Origin of the sequence: Mesorhizobium sp. M0954 (assembly GCF_040319155.1) — a bacterium.
Classification (GTDB): domain Bacteria; phylum Pseudomonadota; class Alphaproteobacteria; order Rhizobiales; family Rhizobiaceae; genus Mesorhizobium.
This window is the reverse complement of record NZ_JAMYNR010000030.1, coordinates 49,530-69,154: the sequence shown is the minus strand read 5'-3', so window position 1 is coordinate 69,154 and position 19,625 is coordinate 49,530. Positions and strand designations below refer to the sequence as shown.

15 protein-coding genes and 1 pseudogene are annotated in these 19,625 nt (G+C 63.5%); 8 read left to right on the top strand and 8 right to left on the bottom strand.

Annotated elements, in window-relative coordinates; genetic code table 11:
- The coding region (locus NKH93_RS28345; protein ID WP_352973693.1) for a primosomal protein N' at window positions 1-1,868 on the bottom strand (1,868 nt) is incomplete at its 3' end.
- 90 nt (window positions 1,869-1,958) lie between these two features.
- On the opposite strand from NKH93_RS28345, the gene fsa reads away from it, so the two are divergent.
- Window positions 1,959-2,612, top strand: coding sequence for a fructose-6-phosphate aldolase (fsa, locus tag NKH93_RS28340; RefSeq protein WP_023678103.1), 654 nt, complete (start codon window positions 1,959-1,961; stop codon window positions 2,610-2,612).
- Window positions 2,613-2,684: 72 nt separating this feature from the next.
- Here fsa and NKH93_RS28335 read toward each other — a convergent pair whose 3' ends face one another.
- Window positions 2,685-3,266, bottom strand: coding sequence for an LPS assembly lipoprotein LptE (locus tag NKH93_RS28335; protein ID WP_352973692.1), 582 nt, complete (start codon window positions 3,264-3,266; stop codon window positions 2,685-2,687).
- Entirely contained in the window at window positions 3,253-5,877 is a 2,625-nt protein-coding gene (gene leuS, locus NKH93_RS28330; RefSeq protein ID WP_352973691.1) for a leucine--tRNA ligase, read from the bottom strand. The genes NKH93_RS28335 and leuS overlap by 14 nt, the downstream gene beginning before the upstream one ends.
- 146 nt (window positions 5,878-6,023) lie before the next feature.
- Between leuS and NKH93_RS28325 the strand changes: the two genes are divergently transcribed.
- Both NKH93_RS28325 and NKH93_RS28320 read left to right on the top strand, forming a co-directional pair.
- A complete protein-coding gene (locus NKH93_RS28325) occupies window positions 6,024-6,686 on the top strand; it encodes a YggS family pyridoxal phosphate-dependent enzyme (protein WP_352973690.1) in 663 nt (220 codons plus the stop codon).
- A gap of 109 nt (window positions 6,687-6,795) precedes the next feature.
- Window positions 6,796-7,845: an aldo/keto reductase gene (locus tag NKH93_RS28320; protein WP_352973689.1), complete on the top strand. Its 1,050-nt coding sequence runs from the start codon at window positions 6,796-6,798 to the stop codon at window positions 7,843-7,845.
- Between the two features lie 60 nt (window positions 7,846-7,905).
- Here NKH93_RS28320 and NKH93_RS28315 read toward each other — a convergent pair whose 3' ends face one another.
- On the bottom strand, window positions 7,906-8,814 hold the full coding sequence (locus NKH93_RS28315; protein WP_352500794.1) for a LysR family transcriptional regulator: 909 nt from the start codon (window positions 8,812-8,814) through the stop codon (window positions 7,906-7,908).
- 137 nt (window positions 8,815-8,951) lie between these two features.
- Here NKH93_RS28315 and NKH93_RS28310 point away from each other — a divergent pair, with 137 nt between their 5' ends.
- Complete coding sequence (locus NKH93_RS28310) at window positions 8,952-10,133, top strand: MFS transporter (RefSeq protein WP_352471291.1); 1,182 nt, start codon at window positions 8,952-8,954, stop codon at window positions 10,131-10,133.
- 55 nt (window positions 10,134-10,188) lie between these two features.
- Entirely contained in the window at window positions 10,189-11,223 is a 1,035-nt protein-coding gene (locus tag NKH93_RS28305) for an aldo/keto reductase (protein ID WP_352973688.1), read from the top strand.
- Window positions 11,224-11,268: 45 nt separating this feature from the next.
- Here the strand turns inward: NKH93_RS28305 and NKH93_RS28300 are convergent, their stop codons facing one another.
- Window positions 11,269-11,541: an usg protein gene (locus NKH93_RS28300; protein ID WP_023678111.1), complete on the bottom strand. Its 273-nt coding sequence runs from the start codon at window positions 11,539-11,541 to the stop codon at window positions 11,269-11,271.
- 306 nt (window positions 11,542-11,847) lie between these two features.
- Here NKH93_RS28300 and acs point away from each other — a divergent pair, with 306 nt between their 5' ends.
- Together acs and NKH93_RS28290 are read left to right on the top strand one after the other, a co-directional pair.
- Window positions 11,848-13,803, top strand: a complete 1,956-nt coding sequence (gene acs, locus NKH93_RS28295) for an acetate--CoA ligase (RefSeq protein WP_352471293.1) — start codon at window positions 11,848-11,850, stop codon at window positions 13,801-13,803.
- Complete coding sequence (locus NKH93_RS28290; RefSeq protein ID WP_352814796.1) at window positions 13,803-14,546, top strand: MOSC domain-containing protein; 744 nt, start codon at window positions 13,803-13,805, stop codon at window positions 14,544-14,546. Before acs ends, NKH93_RS28290 begins: the two co-directional genes overlap by 1 nt.
- Here NKH93_RS28290 and NKH93_RS28285 read toward each other — a convergent pair whose 3' ends face one another.
- From NKH93_RS28285 to NKH93_RS28275, 3 genes and pseudogenes are all read right to left on the bottom strand, one after another.
- The gene (locus NKH93_RS28285; RefSeq protein ID WP_352451225.1) at window positions 14,547-15,815 is read right to left on the bottom strand and encodes a class I SAM-dependent methyltransferase; all 1,269 of its coding nucleotides are present in this window, start codon (window positions 15,813-15,815) and stop codon (window positions 14,547-14,549) included. It abuts the gene before it with no gap.
- 387 nt (window positions 15,816-16,202) lie between these two features.
- Window positions 16,203-17,564 (bottom strand): pilus assembly protein TadG-related protein, encoded by a 1,362-nt coding sequence (locus NKH93_RS28280; protein WP_352814794.1) that lies wholly within the window; start codon window positions 17,562-17,564, stop codon window positions 16,203-16,205.
- 328 nt (window positions 17,565-17,892) lie between these two features.
- Window positions 17,893-18,763, bottom strand: a pseudogene (locus tag NKH93_RS28275) (transglutaminase-like domain-containing protein).
- 178 nt (window positions 18,764-18,941) lie between these two features.
- Here NKH93_RS28275 and NKH93_RS28270 point away from each other — a divergent pair.
- The gene (locus NKH93_RS28270; protein WP_352814790.1) at window positions 18,942-19,613 is read left to right on the top strand and encodes an HAD-IA family hydrolase; all 672 of its coding nucleotides are present in this window, start codon (window positions 18,942-18,944) and stop codon (window positions 19,611-19,613) included.
- Window positions 19,614-19,625 lie beyond the last annotated feature (12 nt).

Here is a 19,625-nt window from a genome sequence, read left to right as displayed (position 1 = left end):
GCGATCTCGCGCTCGTAGAAGGCCTCGGCATCGCCTGAGACGATCGCGCGCATCACCGGGTGGTCGGGTTGGAAGGTCTGCAGCAGGCCGAGGCTTTCCTTGCCGGTGCGGCCGGCGCGGCCGGTCACCTGGCTGAGCAGTTGGAAGGTGCGCTCGGCGGCGCGCGGGTCGCCATTGGCAAGGCCGAGATCGGCATCGACCACACCGACCAGCGTCATGTTGGGAAAATTATGGCCCTTGGCGACGAGTTGCGTGCCGATGACGATGTCGGCCTCGCCATTGGCGATGGCTTCAAGCTCGAGCCGCAGCCGCCGCACGCCGCCCATCAGGTCGGACGACAGTACGATGGTGCGGGCATCGGGGAAATGCGCGACGACCTCCTCGGCGATGCGCTCGACGCCTGGCCCGCAGGCGACCAGATGATCGAGCGTGCCGCATTCCGGACAGGCTTCGGGCCGGCGTTCATTGTGCCCGCAGTGGTGGCAGACGAGCTGGCCGCGAAAGCGGTGCTCGACCAGCCAGGCCGAGCAGACCGGACAGCCGAAGCGGTGGCCGCAGACCCGGCAGAGCGTCAGCGGCGCATAACCGCGCCGGTTGAGGAACAGCAGCGACTGTTCCTTTCTTTCCAGTGTCTGCCGTATATGGCCGAGCAGTACAGGCGACAGGAAGCCGCCGCGTGCCGGCGGCGCGCGGCGCATGTCGATCGTCTTGAGATCGGGAAGTGCCGCCTCGGCAAAGCGCGCCGAAAGCACCGCCCTGCTGTAGCGGCCCTGGCTGGCATTGACCCGGCTTTCGACCGACGGTGTCGCCGAGGCGAGCACGACCGGAAAGCCGCCGATATGGCCGCGCACCACGGCCATGTCGCGCGCGTTGTAAAAGACGCGATCCTCCTGCTTGTAGGCGGGATCGTGCTCTTCGTCGACGACGATCAGTCCAAGCTCCCTGAACGGCAGGAACAGCGCCGAGCGCGCGCCGGCGACGACCCGCGCGCCGCCTTCCGCTACCTGCCGCCAGACCTTTTCGCGCATCCTTGGCGGCAGGTCCGAGTGCCACTCCGCCGGCTTGGCGCCGAACCGCTCCTGGAAGCGTTCGAGGAAGGCATGGGTCAGCGCAATTTCCGGCAGCAGGATCAGCACCTGCTTGCCGCGATCGAGCGCGGCCGCGACCGCCTCGAAATAGACCTCCGTCTTGCCGGATCCGGTTACACCGTCGAGCAGGGTGACCCCGAATGTACCGGTCGCGACATTGGCGCGCAGCGTCTCGGCGGCATCGCTCTGGTCGGGCATCAGTGAAGGCACGGCGTAGCCGGGATCGGGTGCTGCGACCACCGGCCGCGGCGGGATCATCACCGTCTGGAATACGCCCTGCGCCCGCAGCCCGTCCACCACCGTCGACGACACGCCTGCCGCATGCGCCAGGCCGGATCGCGTCCAGGCAAGTCCGCCTTCGGCCGTCTCCAGCACGCGCGTCCTCGCCTCCGTCATCCGGTCGGGCTTGGCGAAGGTGCGCTGCAGCCCTTCGATCCACGGCTCCGGATCGAACGCCTCCGGCGCCCTGAGCAGCATGCGCGCCACCATGCCGGGCGGCGACAGCGTGTACTGCGCCACCCAATCGACAAAACGCCGCATCGCGCGGTCGATCGGCGGGCAGTCGAAAACCTGCTCGATCGGCCGCAATTTCTTCGCGTCGACCTTTTCGACGGCGCCGTCCCAGACGATGCCGGCGACCTGGCGGGGCCCAAGCGGAACGCGCACGATCGAGCCCGGCACCACGCGCATGCCAGCCGGCACGGCATAGGTGTAGGGGCGCTCGGCGGGCATCGGCACCAGCACCGGTGCGGCCGCGACAAAGGGCGAATCTTCGATCATGAGGCGTGACCTTGCCCCGACTTTGGTCTAGATCAAAGTCCGACCCCGAATGTGCATGACGTGCACATGAAAAATCTTCAGGAGACCGCCATGAAATTTTTTGTCGACACCGCCGATGTCAAGGAAATCCGCGAGCTGAACGATTTGGGGCTGCTCGACGGCGTAACCACCAATCCGTCGCTGATCCTGAAATCCGGCGGCAAGATCGCCGACGTCACAAGAGAGATCTGCGAGATCGTCAAGGGCCCAGTCTCGGCCGAAGTCGTCGCCACCGAATACAAGGACATGATGGCGGAGGCCAAGATCCTGGCCAGGATCGCCGACAATGTCTGCATCAAGGTGCCGCTGACGCTCGATGGCCTGAGAGCCTGCAAGGACATCCGGTCGGACGGCCGCATGGTCAACGTCACGCTGTGCTTCTCGGCCACCCAGGCGCTGCTCGCCGCCAAGGCCGGCGCCTCCTTCATCTCGCCCTTCGTCGGCCGCATCGACGACAGCGGCTGGGACGGCATGGAGCTGATTGCCGATATCCGCACCATCTACGACAATTATGACTTCCAGACCGAGATCCTGACCGCTTCTGTGCGCACCGTGAACCATGTCAAGCAGGCGGCGCTGATCGGTGCCGATGTCATCACCGCGCCGCCGGCGACGCTCAAGGCACTGGTCAAACACCCGCTGACCGACAAGGGCCTGGAACTGTTCCTCGCCGACTGGGCAAAGACCGGGCAGAAGATCGGCTGAAGCGACTATCCTACGAACAAAAAAAGGCCGAGCAATCGGCCTTTTTTTGCAGATTGCGCACTCCGGAAAGACCTAGCTTGCCGCCGGCTTGCCGTGCTTGATCAGATCCTGAGCGATCGACAGCCGCAGCACATCTGCCAGCTCGCGCGCCGCACGGTTCTCGGCGTCGATCTGGGCTCGGTATGACGCGAATTCCTGGCGCGGCCTGTCGTATGACGACGGAATCGAGCGCTTGCCCCTAGCTATGACCGTGCCCGTCTTGGCATCGCTGAGCACATAGTTGGCGGTCAGCGTTACAGTGCCGGCGGTCGGCTCGTCCTCGTCGGTCGTGACCTGCTCGATTGCCGCCGATTCGACGAGTTCGGAGACGCCGAGATCAAGCGAATAGACCGGCGAAGCCGGCTCGCCGGCGCCCTGGCCGAGCGCGAAGATCAAATTGTTGCGGACCTGCTGGGCGTAGCGGGTCTTGACCGGCTTGACCGAGATCGATGCCAGCTCGGCAGCAGCGCCGACCTGCGAGCCGGCGATCAGCGGCGCGCTCGAATAGAGCGGCCGCACCGTGCAGGCGGAAACCAGCGCCACCGAGGCGAGCAGCCCGCAAAGCACGATACGGCGCAGCGTCAGCTCTGTCTTTCGTGGCTCAGGCAACGACATTGACGATCCTCTGCGGCACGATGATCACCTTGCGCGGCGCCTTACCTTCGAGCGCTTTCTGCACGAAGTCGAGAGCCAGAACCGCCTTTTCGACCGCACCTTGGTCCGCGTCGCGGGCAATTGTCAAATCGCCGCGTTTCTTGCCGTTGACCTGGACCGGCAGCACGATCTCGGCGTCGACGACAAGCGAGGGATCGTAGTCCGGCCAGGGCCGTCCGGCGACAAGGTCGGTGCCGCCGAGCGTCTGCCAGCACTCCTCGGCCAGATGCGGCATGACCGGCGCGATCAGGTGCACCAGGATCTCGACGGCCTCACGGCAGGCCGCTTGCAGCGCCGGACCGGCCTTGCCCTCTGCCGCCTCGTTGAGCGGTACAGTCAAGGCATTGGCGAGCTCATAGATGCGGGCGATGGCGCGGTTGAAGGCGAGCTTTTCGATATCCTCACCGACCGATTTCAGGATCTTGTGCGCGGCCTTGGACACTGTCCCGGCCTCGCCGTCCTTCGCCGCCTCTGGCCGGACTCCGGCGAGCGATTCGGCAGCCGTCGACACCAGGCGCCAGATGCGCTGGATGAAGCGGTGCGCGCCGGCCGCACCCTCGTCGGTCCATTCGACATCGCGCTCGGGCGGCGAGTCCGACAGCATGAACCAGCGCGCCGTATCGGCGCCGTAGCCGTCGGTGATCTCTTCCGGACTCACCGTATTCTTCTTCGACTTCGACATCTTTTCGAGCGGACCGATCACCGCCTCTTCGCCGGTGGCGATTTCGAAGGCGCGGCGCTTGCCGTCGGCGTCTTCCAGCCTGACCTCGCTTGGCGCAAGCCAGCGGCCGTTCGAGGCGCCGCCAACCCGATAGGTCTCGTGCACCACCATGCCTTGCGTGAACAGGCCCCTGAACGGCTCGGCGAGATCGACATGGCCGGTCTCGCGCATGGCGCGGGTGAAAAAGCGCGAATAGAGCAAATGCAGGATCGCATGCTCAATACCGCCAATATACTGGTCGACCGGCAGCCATTCAGTCGCGGCCTCGGGATCGGTCGGATCGTTTGCCCACGGCGCGGTGAAGCGAGCGAAATACCACGAAGAATCGACAAATGTGTCCATCGTGTCGGTTTCGCGCCGCGCATCCTTGCCGCAACGCGGGCATTTGACGTGCCGCCATGTCGGATGGCGATCGAGCGGATTGCCCGGCCGGTCGAACTCGATGTCGTCCGGCAGCTTGACCGGCAGGTCGGCCTTCGGCACCGGCACCACGCCGCAATCCTCGCAATGGATCATCGGGATTGGGCAGCCCCAATAGCGCTGGCGCGAAATGCCCCAGTCGCGCAGGCGGAAATTCACCTTGCGCTCTGCCATCGGCCGGTTGCCGATGGTCCTTTGTTCCAGCAGCTTTGCCACCTCGTCGAATGCCTGATCCGGCTTCATGCCGTCGAGGAAGCGCGAATTGATCATCGCGCCATCATCGACATAAGCCTCGTCGATGACCTGGAAGGTTCCTTGATTCTCGCCTTCCGGCATCACCACCGGGATGACCGGAAGGCCGTATCTGTTGGCGAAGTCGAGGTCGCGCTGGTCATGTGCCGGGCAGCCGAAGATGGCGCCGGTGCCATAGTCCATCAGCACGAAATTGGCGACGTAGACGGGTAGCGTCCACCTCTCGTCGAACGGATGGACGACGCGAATGCCGGTGTCGAAACCCTTCTTCTCGGCCGTCTCCAATGCCGCCACCGAAGTGCCCATATGGCGGACTTCGTCGATGAACTTTGCCACCGCCGGATTGTCCTCGGCGGCCTTTTTGGCCAGCGGATGGTCGGCCGCAATCGCCATGAAGGACGCGCCGAAGATGGTGTCGGGCCTGGTCGTATAGACTTCGAGCTCATGCTCGCCGCCGACTGTCTTGGCCAGCGGCCAGCGGATCAGCAGCCCTTCCGAACGGCCGATCCAGTTCGCCTGCATCAGCTTTACTTTTTCCGGCCAGTCGTCGAGCTGATCGAGCGAATCCAGCAGATCCTGCGCGTAATCGGTGATCTTGAAGAACCACTGCGTCAGCTCGCGCTGTTCCACCGGCGCGCCTGAGCGCCAGCCGCGTCCGTCGATGACCTGCTCGTTGGCCAGCACCGTCATGTCCTCCGGATCCCAGTTGACCTTGGAGGATTTACGCGTCACCAGCCCCTTCTCGACGAAATCGAGGAACAGCATCTGCTGGCGATGATAGTAATCGACATCGCAGGTGGCGAACTCGCGCGCCCAATCGAGCGACAGGCCCATGACCTTGAGCTGCTCGCGCATGGCGGCAATGTTCTGATAGGTCCAGTCCTTGGGGTGGACCTTGTTCTGCATCGCCGCGTTTTCGGCTGGCATGCCAAAGGCGTCCCAGCCCATCGGGTGCAGCACGTTGAAACCCTTGGCCCGCTTGTAGCGCGCCACCACGTCGCCCATCGTATAGTTGCGGGTATGGCCGATATGGATGCGCCCGGACGGATAGGGGAACATCTCCAGCACGTAGTATTTCGGGCGCGGGTCGTCATTGTCGGCTTCGAACAGCTTCTTGGCGTCCCAGGCCTTCTGCCATTTGGGCTCTGACGCGCGCGGATTGTATCGTTCGGTTGCCATCGGGTGTTTTTCACTTAAAAGCATGCGCGAGCCGCCGGACAATGCCCGGGCGGCTCAGGAAATGTCGTCGCGGTGTTCACCATGGATTGCCGGACCCGTCAACTGCGGCGATCCGGCGAAAAGCCAAACACAGGCAGGATATAGGCATGGCGAGCGCCGTCGAACAGCTTTTCACGGTCAAGGCAAAGATCGCTGCCGCCGAGCGCGAGGCAGGCCGTGAGGCCGGAGCGGTGACGCTGGTCGCGGTCTCGAAAACCTTCGACGCTGCCGATATCCGCCCCGTCATCGAGGCCGGCCAGCGCGTCTTCGGCGAAAACCGCGTCCAGGAAGCACAAGCCAAATGGCCGGTGCTGAAGGAGGCATTTTCCGACATCGAGCTGCATCTGATCGGTCCGCTGCAATCGAACAAGGCCAAGGAAGCGGTGGCATTGTTCGACGTCATCGAAACCGTCGACCGTGAAAAGATCGCCGCAGAGCTGGCCAAGGAGATCGCCAGGCAGGGCAGGACGCCAAGGCTCTATGTCCAGGTCAACACCGGCTCCGAGCCGCAAAAGGCCGGCATCGAGCCGCGCGAGGCTGTCGCCTTCGTCGCCCGCTGCCGCTCGGTTCACGCCCTCGCCATCGAAGGGCTGATGTGCATTCCGCCGGCCGATGAGAACCCCGGTCCGCATTTCGCGCTGCTGGAAAAGCTTGGGCTTGAGGCCGGCGTCGACAAGCTCTCCATGGGCATGTCCGGCGACTACGAAACCGCGATCGCCTTCGGCGCGACCAGTGTCAGGGTTGGATCGGCGATTTTCGGCGCCAGATGAGGCACAGCCGGCCTTAGGCCACAAGCTGACATTGACTAAGCCAGCGTATAGAAACGGAACGTTTCGTTCCTATATGGGTCGAGTTATTCTCAACCCGTCTGGAGCCACCATGCGTTACAATCAACTTGGAAATACGGGGATATTCGTCTCCGAACTTTGCCTCGGCACGATGACGTTCGGCGCGGCCGGCGAGAACGCCCAATGGGGCCTGATCGCCAGCCTCGACCAGAAGGGCGTCGACCAGATCGTTGCCCGCTCGCTCGCCGCCGGCGTCAATTTTTTCGACACGGCGGATGTCTATTCCTTCGGCGCCTCGGAACGGCTTCTCGGCCAGTCGCTCAGGAACCTTGGCGTCAACCGTCAGGACGTGATCATCGCCACCAAGGTTCATGGCGCCATGGGCGGCAGCCCGAACCAGCGCGGTTCCTCGCGCGGCCACATCATGGATTCGGTCGAGAGCAGCCTCGAGCGGCTACAGCTCGATCACATCGATCTCTACCAGCTGCACGGCACCGACACGGTGACGCCGATCGACGAAACGCTGCGGGCGCTCGACGACCTGGTTGCCGCCGGCAAGGTCCGCTATGTCGGCGTCTCGAACTGGCAGGCCTGGCGCATCGCCAAGGCGCTGGGTATTGCGGAGGGCAAAGGCTTTGCCCGCTTCGAGACCGTGCAGTCGTATTATTCGATCGCCGGCCGCGATCTCGAGCGCGAAATCGTGCCGCTGCTCAACGAGGAGAAGCTCGGGCTGATGGTCTGGTCGCCGATGGCTGGCGGCCTGCTCTCCGGCAAATACGGACCGGGCGCCCCCGGCAATGGCGAGGGCCGTCGCGCCAGCTTCAATTTCCCGCCGGTCAATGAGGACCGTGCCTGGGCAGCGGTCGCTGTCATGCGCGAGATCGCCGTCAAGCACGGCGTCAGCGTCGCCACGGTGGCGCTCGGCTATGTCCTGGCCAAGCCATTCGTGATGAGCGTCATCATCGGCGCCAGCCGCATGGAGCAGCTGGAACAGAACCTTGCAGCCACCGAGTTGCAGCTCGATGCCGATGATCTTGTTCGCCTCGACGAAGTCAGTGCCCTGCCCGCCGAATACCCCGGCTGGATGCTGGAGCGTCAGGCGGCCGGCCGGCGGCCGGCGCCCTTTGTGCCGAAAAAGTAGTTCAATTTACCTTCGATTCGATGCTTCGGGAGCCGGCAGGCTCCCGATCTTTTTTTGGGCTCAAGTCAGCCGAACAGTCTCGACCAAAAAGTCCAAAAACGCCCGCACCCGCGCCGGCAGATACTTGCCTTGGCCGACATAGACGGCGTGGGTGAGTTCCTCGTCGCCGGGATTGAAATCTTCCAGCAGCGGCAGAAGCCGGCCGGCGGCAATGTCGGCCTCCACATGCCAGCGTGCCAGCCGGGCGATGCCCGCCCCCGAGAGCGCCATCAGCCGCATCGCCTCGCCGTCGCTGACCAGCGTATTTCCTATGATCGACAGGGTGATCGGCTTGCCGGCCGCGTCGATAAAAGGCCAGCCCTCGAGGTGACGAACGAAACGGAAGCCCATCCGGTTGTGACGATCGAGATCGGCGGGCGTCTTGGGCGTGCCACGCGCTTCGAGATACGATGGCGCCGCAACGACGACCACCCGGCTCTGCCCGAGCTTGCGCGCCACCAGCCGTGATTCGCCGAGCGGCCCGGCGCGGATGGCGACGTCAGCGCGCTCCTCCATCAGGTCGATGACATCGTCGGTCAACACCAGATCGACCGAGATTTCGGGGTAGCGCTCTAGGAAACGCGGCAAAAGCGGGATCAGCCGATGCTGCCCGAAAGGCACGTAGCTGTTGATCCGCAGCCGGCCACGCGGCGCGGCACCCGCCGCTGCCTCGCGCTCGGCCGCCGCCATGTCGGCAAGGACGCGCACGCCGCTGTCGAAGAACGCCGCCCCCTCCGGCGTCAGTTGCAGCTTGCGCGTCGAACGGCTGACCAGCCGCGCACCAAGCCGCGCCTCCAGCCGCGCGATCAGCTTGCTCACCGCCGACGGCGTCATCCGCAACGCGCGGGCAGCGGCTGAAAAGCTGCCCGCCTCGACGACGCGAACGAACACTTCGATCTCGCCGGAGCGATTGATGTCGGGCCTGGCCATTGGTGAATCTATTTCACAGACGATGTGCCCGATGCAAGGCTGGTTCACAGCACATCGCGGCACGATCTTCCGGATCGGGGCGTGGGAGGACACGGCGCCCGTCGTCAAAACTGGTCGTCATCGAAGTGGGAACCGCCATGCCCCTTGCTCTTTACGCTCTTGCCGCCGGTGCCTTTGGCATCGGCGTCACCGAATTCGTCATCATGGGCCTGCTGCTCGACGTCAGCACCGATCTCGGCGTCTCGATTTCAGCTTCCGGCCAGCTGATTTCCGGCTATGCGCTGGGCGTCGTCATCGGCGCGCCGCTGCTGACGATCGCGACCGGCCGTTGGCCGCGCAAGACCGTGCTTCTGGCGCTGATGGCGATCTTCACGCTGGGCAACCTCGCTTGTGCGCTTGCCCCAGACTACTGGACGCTGATGGGTGCGCGCGTACTGACCGCCTTCGCCCACGGTACCTTCTTCGGCGTCGGCTCGGTCGTGGCGACCGGACTGGTGGCGCCCAACAAGAAAGCCTCGGCGATCGCCCTGATGTTCACCGGCCTGACCATCGCCAACATCCTCGGCGTGCCCTTCGGCACATGGCTCGGCCAAGCCTTCGGCTGGCGCGCGACCTTCTGGGCGGTGACCCTGGTCGGCATCGCCGCCTTTACCATCATTCTGCTGCTGGTGCCGCGCAGCCGAACAGAGCCTGAGAAGAGCAATTTGCGCGCCGATCTCGCCTTGCTCGGCCGCGCGCCGGTCCTGCTTGGCTTTGCCACCACCGTGCTTGGCTATGCCGGCGTCTTCGCCGTCTTCACCTACATCGCCCCGTTGCTGACCGAGATCACCGGTTTTGACGAGACAGCGGTGTCGCCGATCCTGCTGGTCTTCGGCGGCGGCCTCATCGCCGGCAACCTCGCCGGCGGCAAGTTCGCCGATCGCTGGCTGGTACCGTCCGTTCTCGGCAGTCTCGTCGTGCTGGCGCTGGTGCTCGGCACCATGACCTTCGCCCTGCACAGCCAGGTCATGGCCGTTATCTATGTCGGCCTGCTCGGCGCCGCCGCCTTCGCCACCGTCGCGCCGCTACAGTTATGGGTGTTGCAGAAGGCGCAAGGCGCCGGCCAGAGCCTAGCTTCATCCTTCAACATCGCCGCCTTCAACCTCGGCAATGCGGCCGGCGCCTGGCTCGGCGGCGTGGTCATCGCCCATGGTCCCGGCCTCGGTGCCGTCACCTGGGTCGCGGCGCTGTTGCCACTTTCAGCGCTTGCCGTAGCGGCGTTTGCGCTGCGTCTCGACCGAGATCCTGTCCTCGCTACACCGGAAATCGCGCGGTCATAGAACGCAAACCTCAGCCAATCTTTGAAACAGCCATCCTTCCACAAGGAGCAAACCCATGGATTATCGAAATCTTGGCGCATCAGGCCTGAGGGTCCCGGTGCTCTCGTTCGGCGCTGGAACCTTCGGCGGTTCAGGCCCGCTGTTCGGTGCCTGGGGCAACAGCGATGCGGCGGAAGCACGGCGGCTGGTCGACATCTGCCTTGAGGCCGGCGTCAACCTGTTCGACACCGCCGATGTCTATTCGAATGGCGCTTCCGAACAAGTGCTCGGCGCTGCCATCAAGGGCCGCCGCGACGCCGTGCTGATCTCGACCAAGACCTCGCTGCCGATGGGCGACGGTCCCAACGATGCCGGCTCGTCACGTTCACGCCTGATCAAGGCCGTCGAAGACGCGCTGAAGCGTCTTGGCACCGATTACATCGACCTGCTGCAACTGCACGCCTTCGACGCCGCAACACCGATCGAGGAGGTGCTGTCGACGCTGGACAGTCTCGTGCGCGCCGGCAAGCTGCGTTATGTCGGCGTCTCCAATTTTTCCGGCTGGCAAGTGATGAAGTCGCTCGGCCTGGCGGATAGACATGGCTATCCCCGATACGTCGTCCATCAGGTCTATTACTCGCTGGTCGGACGCGATTATGAATGGGAGTTGATGCCGCTCGGCCTCGACCAGGGCGTCGGTGCGCTGGTGTGGAGCCCACTCGGCTGGGGCCGCCTGACCGGCAAGATCCGCCGTGGCCAGAAGCTGCCTGAGAAAAGCCGGCTGCACGACACGGCAAGCTTCGGACCGCCCGTCGAGGATGAGCATCTCTATCGGGTCGTCGACGCGCTTGATGTTGTCGCCGAGGAAACCGGCAAGACCATACCGCAGATCGCCATCAATTGGCTGCTGCAGCGGCCGACCGTCGCCTCCGTCATCATTGGCGCGCGCAACGAGGAGCAGTTGCGCCAGAATCTCGGCGCCGTCGGCTGGTCCTTGACAGCCGAGCAGATGAAGAAGCTCGACACGGCAAGTGAGGTCACCGCACCCTATCCGTATTTTCCCTATCGCCGGCAGGAGGGTTTTGCCCGGCTGAACCCGCCCGCAGTCTGACGCTCCAAAAGCTGGGCGGCGGCTCCCAGACTGCCGCCCGCCCGGCTAATGCAGAACGAACTCGCCGTCGACCTTGCGCCATTCGTTCGGCGCGATCAGCTTCTGGTGCGTGTAGCTGACCGAATGCAGCGGGCCTTCGAGCTTGGCCTTCCAGAACTCGATGAAGCGGATCAGCACGGGAAATTTCGGGGCGATGTCGTAATCCTGCCAGATGAAGCTCTGCAGCAGATGCGGATGATCTGGGAAGTGATAAAGAATCTTGGCCGTGGTCAAGCCATAGCCCTTGAGCATCAGGTCCATTTCTGAATGGTCGCGCATTGCCGGTCCCCTGGTTGATTCTCCTTCCTCCCAGCCTGAAATTGTGCACCCCATTTGCTTATTCGTCTATTGATATTTCTGCGATCAAACCAGATTCCTCCCGCAAAAACATGCGCTTAGCAGCCGCCTCACGAGAGTGCTGACACCGCCCGGCAAGGCACCTGCGGCATCCCGCCGCGCGAATCCAACGTCTAATGTTGCCGTCACCGCCGAACTGTTAATAATGCGCGCGAATTCGCGGCCGCATCGCCGCGATCCTGCCGGCGGTCAAGCCGGCGGTTTGGTTTTGGGGAGGAAGGCGAAGAAATGTCCGATGTTCATGTCCATCGCGTCCAGCCGGCGTGGAAGAAGAACGCGCTGATTGACAATGACACCTACCTGAAATGGTACGCCGACAGCGTCAAGAACCCGGACAAGTTCTGGGGCAAGCACGGCAAGCGCATCGACTGGTTCAAGCCCTACAGCAAGGTCAAGAACACGTCCTTCGACGGCAAGGTTTCGATCAAATGGTTCGAGGATGGCCAGACAAACGTTTCGTGGAACTGCATCGACCGGCATCTGAAGAAGCGCGGCGAACAGACCGCCATCATCTGGGAAGGCGACAATCCCTACGACGACAGGAAGATCACCTATAACGAACTTCACGCACGTGTCTGCCGCCTCGCCAATGTGATGAAGAAGCACGGCGTCAAGAAGGGCGACCGCGTCACCATCTACATGCCGATGATCCCGGAGGCCGCTTATGCGATGCTCGCCTGCACGCGCATCGGCGCCATTCATTCGGTTGTCTTCGGCGGCTTTTCGCCGGATGCGCTGGCCGGACGCATCGACGACTGCAAGTCGACCTTCGTCATCACCGCCGACGAAGGCCTGCGCGGCGGCAAGACTATCCCGCTGAAGGAGAACACCGACAAGGCGATCGAGATCGCCGCCAAGGCCGGAACGAAAGTCGAAAAGGTCTTGGTCGTGCGCCGCACCGGCGGCAAGACCGGCTGGGCCGCCGGGCGCGACGTCTGGTACCATGACGAGGTCGCCACGGTTAAGGCCGAATGCAAGCCCGAGAAGATGAACGCCGAGGACCCGCTGTTCATCCTCTACACATCCGGCTCGACCGGCAAGCCGAAGGGCGTGCTGCACACCACCGCCGGCTATCTCGTCTATGTCTCGATGACCCACCAATATGTCTTCGACTATCATGACGGCGATATCTACTGGTGCACCGCCGATGTCGGCTGGGTCACCGGCCACAGCTATATCGTCTACGGGCCGCTCGCCAACGGCGCCACCACGCTGATGTTTGAAGGCGTGCCGAACTACCCGTCGCAGTCGCGTTTCTGGGACGTGATCGACAAGCACAAGGTCAACATCTTCTACACGGCGCCGACGGCGCTGCGCGCGCTGATGGGCGCCGGCGATGCCCATGTCACCAAAACGTCGCGCAAGTCGCTGCGCGTGCTCGGCACCGTCGGCGAGCCGATCAATCCGGAAGCCTGGGAGTGGTATTTCAACGTCGTCGGCAACGGCAAGGTGCCGATCGTCGACACCTGGTGGCAGACCGAGACCGGCGGCATCATGATCACGCCGGTTCCGGGCGCCACCCACCTCAAGGCGGGTTCGGCGACGCGGCCCTTCTTTGGCGTCAAGCCGCAGCTGGTCGACGCCGACGGCAAGGTACTGGAAGGTGAAGCCAGCGGCAATCTTTGCATTGCCGACTCATGGCCGGGCCAGATGCGCACCGTCTATGGCGATCACGACCGCTTCGTGCAGACCTATTTCTCGACCTACAAGGGCAGGTACTTCACCGGCGACGGCTGCCGCCGCGATGCTGACGGCTACTACTGGATCACCGGCCGCGTCGATGACGTCATCAACGTCTCCGGCCACCGCATGGGCACCGCCGAGGTCGAATCGGCGCTGGTTTCGCATGAGAAGGTCTCGGAGGCCGCCGTCGTCGGCTACCCGCACGATATCAAGGGCCAGGGCATCTACTGCTATGTCACGCTGATGGCCGGCGAGACGCCAAGCGAGGAATTGCGCCAGGAGCTCGTCGCCCATGTCCGCAAGGAGATCGGCGCCATCGCTTCGCCCGACAAGATCCAGTTCGCGCCCGGCCTGCCGAAGACCCGTTCCGGCAAGATCATGCGGCGCATCCTGCGCAAGATCGCCGAGGATGATTTTGCCGCGCTCGGCGACACCTCGACGCTCGCCGACCCGGCAGTCGTCGACGACCTGATCGCCAACCGGCAAAACAAGAAGGGCTGATGCAACCCGCATTGGGCGCCGTCACCGAGCTTTGGCGCTATCCCGCGAGCTCGCTCGCCGGCGAGTTTCAGGAGGCGATCTCCGTCGACTGGTATACCGTCGAAGGCGACCGCCTGTTTGGTCTTGTCGATACCTCGACCGATGAAATCGCGCGGCCCGACCGCGAAGCGAAATGGCACAAGGTGCCCCGCATCCGCACCCGGCTGTCGCAGGCCGGCAGGCTGGAGGTCGCCATCCCCGACGGACGCTGGCTTTCGGCACCTGGCGCGCAAAGTGATCGCGCGGTTTCCGCGTATCTCGGCTTTGCGGCTTCCATCCGGCCGTTCCGCCGGGAAAATGCGGCTCCGGATTACCTCGGCCCCCTGCTGACGGAACGCTACGTCAAAACCCCTATTCATCTGCTGACCACCGCCTCACTGGCGCGTTTGAAAGTGCTGCATCCAGAGGGCGCCGCCGACGCGCGCCGCTTCCGCCCCAACATCGTCGTCGATATGCCAGAGGTCGAGGGGTCGTTCCCCGAGACGGAATGGATCGGGTGCAAGCTGGCAATCGGCGACCTGCTCCTGACCATCTCCGAGCCGTGCCGCCGCTGCGGCTTCACCATCATTGGCCAGGACGGGTTCGATCACGACCCGGCAATCCTGCGCAGCCTGGTCCGCCACAACGCCCATAACCTCGGCGTCTACTGCACCGTCGACCGACCGGCCCGCGTCGAGATCGGCGCCACGATGCGCCTCCTGTAGCTATCGATACAAATCCGCCCGCGTCGGCGGCAGGCCGCTCGGGCCGCGCGCGCGCCTGGTGACAACGGTCTGGAAGACCTGCGCCGAGGCGCGTTCGAAGGTGATCGAGCAACCGGTCAGATAAAGCAGCCAGAGCCGCGCCTTGGCTTCGCCGACCTCGGCGATGGCTTCGTCGAAGCGTGCGTGGAGACGCTCTGCCCATAGCCTGCAGGTGCGCGCATAGTGCTCGCGCAAGTTTTCGACGTCGTAGACGAGGAAGCCGTGCGCCTCGAGATTGCCGAGCGTCATGCCGATCGTATCGAGTTCGCCGCCCGGAAAAATGTATTTGATCAGCGCCTTGAATTCCGGCCCCTTGCGCAGCGTCTTCTTCAAGCTGCCCTTGTCGCGCCGGGTGATGGCGTGGTGCAGATAGATGCCGCCGGGCTTGAGCAGGCGATGGATCCTCGAGAAATAGGCCGCATGGTTGGCAAGCCCCAGATGCTCGAACATGCCGATCGAGGAGATCTTGTCGAAGGAGCCGGACAGCTCGGCATAGGACTTGATCTCGATGGTGATGCGGTCCTCCAGCCCGGCGGCGCGGATGCGTTCACGGGCGAGTTCGGTCTGTGCTTCCGATAGCGAAACGCCGTGGCCGACGACGCCATAATTCTTCACCGCATGGATGAGCATCGCTCCCCAGCCGCAGCCGATGTCGAGCAATCTGTCGCCGGGCTTCAGGCGAAGCTTGCGGCAGATATGGTCGAGCTTGTCTCTCTGGGCCTGATCGATATCGTTGGCGAAATCCTTGAAGTAGCCGCAGCTATAGACCATGCGCTCGTCGAGGAAGAGCCGGTAGAATGCGTTGGAAATGTCGTAATGATGCTGGATCGCCTCCTTGCTCGAACCGCTGACGAAAGGATTGCGGCCGGAAAGATCGGTTCGCGTCGTCATCTGTTTTCGCGAAAACAGCACCGCCGGCAGGTCGCGCAGGATCGCCAGCTTCGGCAATGTCTTGAGCTTCGTCCTGAGCTTGCCGTGCGTGGGCAAGGCGTAGAAATCGAACAGCGATCCGTCTTCGACGTCGACCGCCTTGGCAATCCACATCTCGATCAGCGTCGATAAAGAGGGCCGACGTACGATCTGCCAGACGATGTCCTGGTCGTTGATAGTGAGCACCGGGCCGGTAGCCGGGCCGATCCGCTCGCCTGTCCACAGCCTCACCGCGAAACCCGGCTTCAGCGTTTCGATGACCGTCCGAACAATCCGGGCCGCTCTCTCGGCTGCCTCCATCCCCGTCCTCCCTTACCCGGCAAATAACGGCCCGGAACAATCGCGGCTCGATCTTGCCTGCCCGATCGGCCGGCCGCAAGCCGCCCGAGTGCACAAGCACGCTTGTTCAGGATTTTCGAGTGCCGCGCCTTGCCATTTGCCGGATGACACCCCATCATGAGGAAGTGTTCAACAAATCGAAAGGAGGTGATCCGATGTCGAGTGATTTCGTTTTCCAGAACGTGGCCTCAGCGGATCGCACTTTCGGGAAGCAGTCTTCCCGTTAAGGCGCGAGATGCGCGGCTGGCGACCAACCGTCGCCGCCAGGAGCCGCGCCATGGACGGAAACACGGAAGGCCGCCGACTTCGCGAGAAGCGGCGGCCTTTTCCTTTTTGGGCTGTTGTCCCTTATTTGGTTACGGTCAACATCTCGACGTTGCGGGCTATGTCCTGGAAAGCCTGGTTGAGTTCGGTTCCATTGGCAGCTTGGTAGAAGTGCTTGATCTTGGCGGTGTCCGGGCTCGCGCAATCCTGGAGCGTGGCCTTGGCATTCGTTTCGTTTAGGTCAAACCCAATAGTGAAGATCTCGATGCCGTTGTCGCGCATGGCAGCGCAAAGTTTCTTGGCGGCCGTGCGGGTCGGCTCCTTGCCGGCGTCATTGTAGACGTCGCTCACCGTGCTCGCATCGAAGTAGGACAGGTTGAATTCGCCGTCGGTCATCAGGATCGCGATTTTGGCGACCTTTCTTGGATCCATCTTGGCTGGCCGCTGCGAAGTCCTCATGATGCCCCCCCAGTTCTCCGAGAGCATGTACCAGGTCCACTGCACGCCGATATGGCCGGCAGTGCCGCCGGAGGCGACGAAATTCTTGATGACAGTCTTGAGCGCCGTCGCATCCGCCGTCAGCGGCATCAGCGTGGCGGCCGGGCAGGCGGCGGTGCCGGTTTGCCAGGCGAAGGACGACAGCAGGTAGTCGCGGTTGACCATGCTGGCGCCGGGGCCTGCGTCCGAATATTGGTAGGTCCCCTTGCGTTCGGTGGCGCAATTGTCAGGACGGATGAGCCCCGAGACATACTGCACAGCGTCATTGGCCGGCGCCTGTTTGCGTTGGCTGGCGGTGGTTTCCACATAGACGCTGCTGGCGGCAAGTGTACCGGCATTCACCGAATTGGCATAAGGTACGATGGCAACCCGCACGCGCGGTTTGGAGGTGTCCTGACCGCCCAGAAAACTGTCGACGGCATTCGCCGCAGCCGTCCGCAGATCGATGATTTTCTGGCCTGCCATCGAGCCGGTCACATCGAGCATCATCGCGACTTCGATCTGCTTGTCCGAATAGAGAGCCGTCGTCGATGCGGGAACGCGCTGCATGCTACCCGTGCTGAAAAGCGGGAAATAATAGCTGACATTGACATGAACGTCCGCCTGAACGGTCCTGGCGGTCTGGTCGACGGTCAGTTTGTCGAGAACGATCTGATTGTCCTGCAGGATACCCGCCGTGCTGTTGGCATCGAGAAAGGCCTGCACCGATTTGCTGGCTTCGGCCTCGCTGATGACGCCGGTCGTCAGGTCGCGGGCCGTCGAGGTGACCGCAGCGTCGACGACGCCTTGCAGGCTCGATTTCACATTGTAGAGTTGGGATACGTTGACGGCAAAGCCGACACTCAGCGCCAGTACTGAGCCGATTATACCAAACAGGACCGCGAAATTTCCGCTGCGATCCCCGGCAAAGCCGCCGATCGCCTGAACAAGACCCCCGAAACGCCGCATTCCTTCCGCCTCCATTCGCTACAGCCTGCAGCTGTCCGAACGCGCATTGCAGGAATCCGGCCGGATCGCGCCGCCGGGCGCGGGAAAGCGAGCGGCCCCCGCTCAGGCCATTGTTTCCAAACGGTTTCGAGCGGCGACAAGGTAAACAGCGGGTAAACGAAAGCCGCGTCGGCACGGCTTTGTTCAAAAAGCGCTTACCAAGATTCGGGCTCGCAATTCGAGACGGCTGGACTTCGTCCCAATCCGGTACAGACGAGATGTATCGAACAGGATCAGTGCTGCCGCAGTGGCGGCAGGTGGAAATCCGGACTGCGAATGTGTCCGAAGATCAGGCCAGCATCCGTGCGCTGACGGTCTTGTCGACGCCGCGATAGGGCGGCTTGAACAGATTGCCTTCCTGCTCGTGGGTCCAGACCTTGAACAGGCTGAGCCGATGCGGGCCGAAACTGTGCAGCAGCGGCACGTCGGTGGCGTCGCGGCCGCGGGCTATGACGACGCGGCCGATCCTCGGCACATTGTGGCGAGGATCGAAGGTGTACCATCTGCCGTCGAGGAACACTTCCACCCAGGCCGAGAAATCCATCGGCGCCGGATCGGCGGGCACGCCGATATCGCCGAGATAGCCGTTCACGTAGCGGGCCGGGATGTTCATGCAGCGGCAGAGCGTGATCGCCAGATGGGCAAAGTCGCGGCAGACGCCGACGCGCTCCTCATGCGCCTGCGCCGCCGTGCGGGTCGAGCGCGCATAGCCGTAGCCGAAGGACAGGCGGTTGTGGACATAGTCGACGATCGCCTGCACCCGCGCCCAGCCCGGCGGAAGCTGGCCGAAAAGTTGCCAGGCCAGGTCGCCGAGATGGTCGGTCTCGCAGTAACGGCTGCCGAGCAGATAGCCGAGCACCTCGTCCGGCAATTCGGCAACCGGGACTTCCCCGGCCAGCGTGCTGACTTCGTCCATCTCGCCGCTGTCCTCGACCACCGCGTCATAAAGGATGCGAAAGCTTCCGGCCGGAGCCGTGAAGCGGCGGCAGCTATTGCCGAAAAGATCGTGGTAGACCCTGGTCGGAACCGACGGCGACGTCAGCACGCGCGTCTGCCGCTTGATGTCGGCCTGGCGATCCCGATGGATCTCGAGCAGCGAAACAATCGGCGTGGCTGCAGGCGCATTCAATGGCAATTTCATAGCCGAGCCTGATCAGCATCGCCGTCCCCCTACGATCGTCATGGAAGATAGTGGTGGTCAACGCAGGAGAGTGTGCGGCGGTTCCTTGCAAACGTCGAAAACGACGCCTCGCGGCTTCCCATACGGACGCGGCAACGTTACGGTCGATCGACACGCGTCTTTTGACATAATCCCTCCAAGATGACCCGGGAAAGCCGATGTTCGCAGGCAGAAAATTCGCGGCCTTACTGTTCGATATGGACGGCACGATTCTCAATTCGATCGCCGCGGCGGAAAGGGTCTGGGCAGCGTGGGCGCATCGGCAAGGTCTTGACGTCGCCGCATTCCTGCCGACCATCCACGGCGTGCGGGCGATCGAGACCATCGGCCGGCTGGAGCTCCCAGGCGTCGATCCTGCCCGCGAAGCCGAATCGCTTTTGCAGGCCGAGGCGGCCGATGTCGAGGGCATTCGCCCGATTGCCGGCGCCGCGGCCTTCTTGGCGTCGCTGCCGCCTGGAAGCTGGGCGATCGCCACTTCGGCACCGCGCGAACTTGCCTTGCTGCGCCTGCAGGCCGCCGGCATTCCGGCTCCCGCCGTGATCGTCGCGGCGGAGGACGTGGCTCGCGGCAAGCCGGCGCCCGACTGCTTCCGGCTGGCGGCCGCACGGCTCGGCGTCGATGTGCGCGACTGCCTCGTCTTCGAGGACGCGCCGGCCGGCATAGCGGCAGCCGAAGCCGCGGGCGCTGCAATCGTGGTGATCAGCGCCACGCACCGGCATCCGTTGCAGACGCCGCATGCCGCCATCACCGGCTATGGCGCGATCGGCATCGCCGTCGATGACAACGGCTGGATTGCCATCGAAGCGGAACGGACCGCACAGCCTGCTTAACTAGCATCCTGC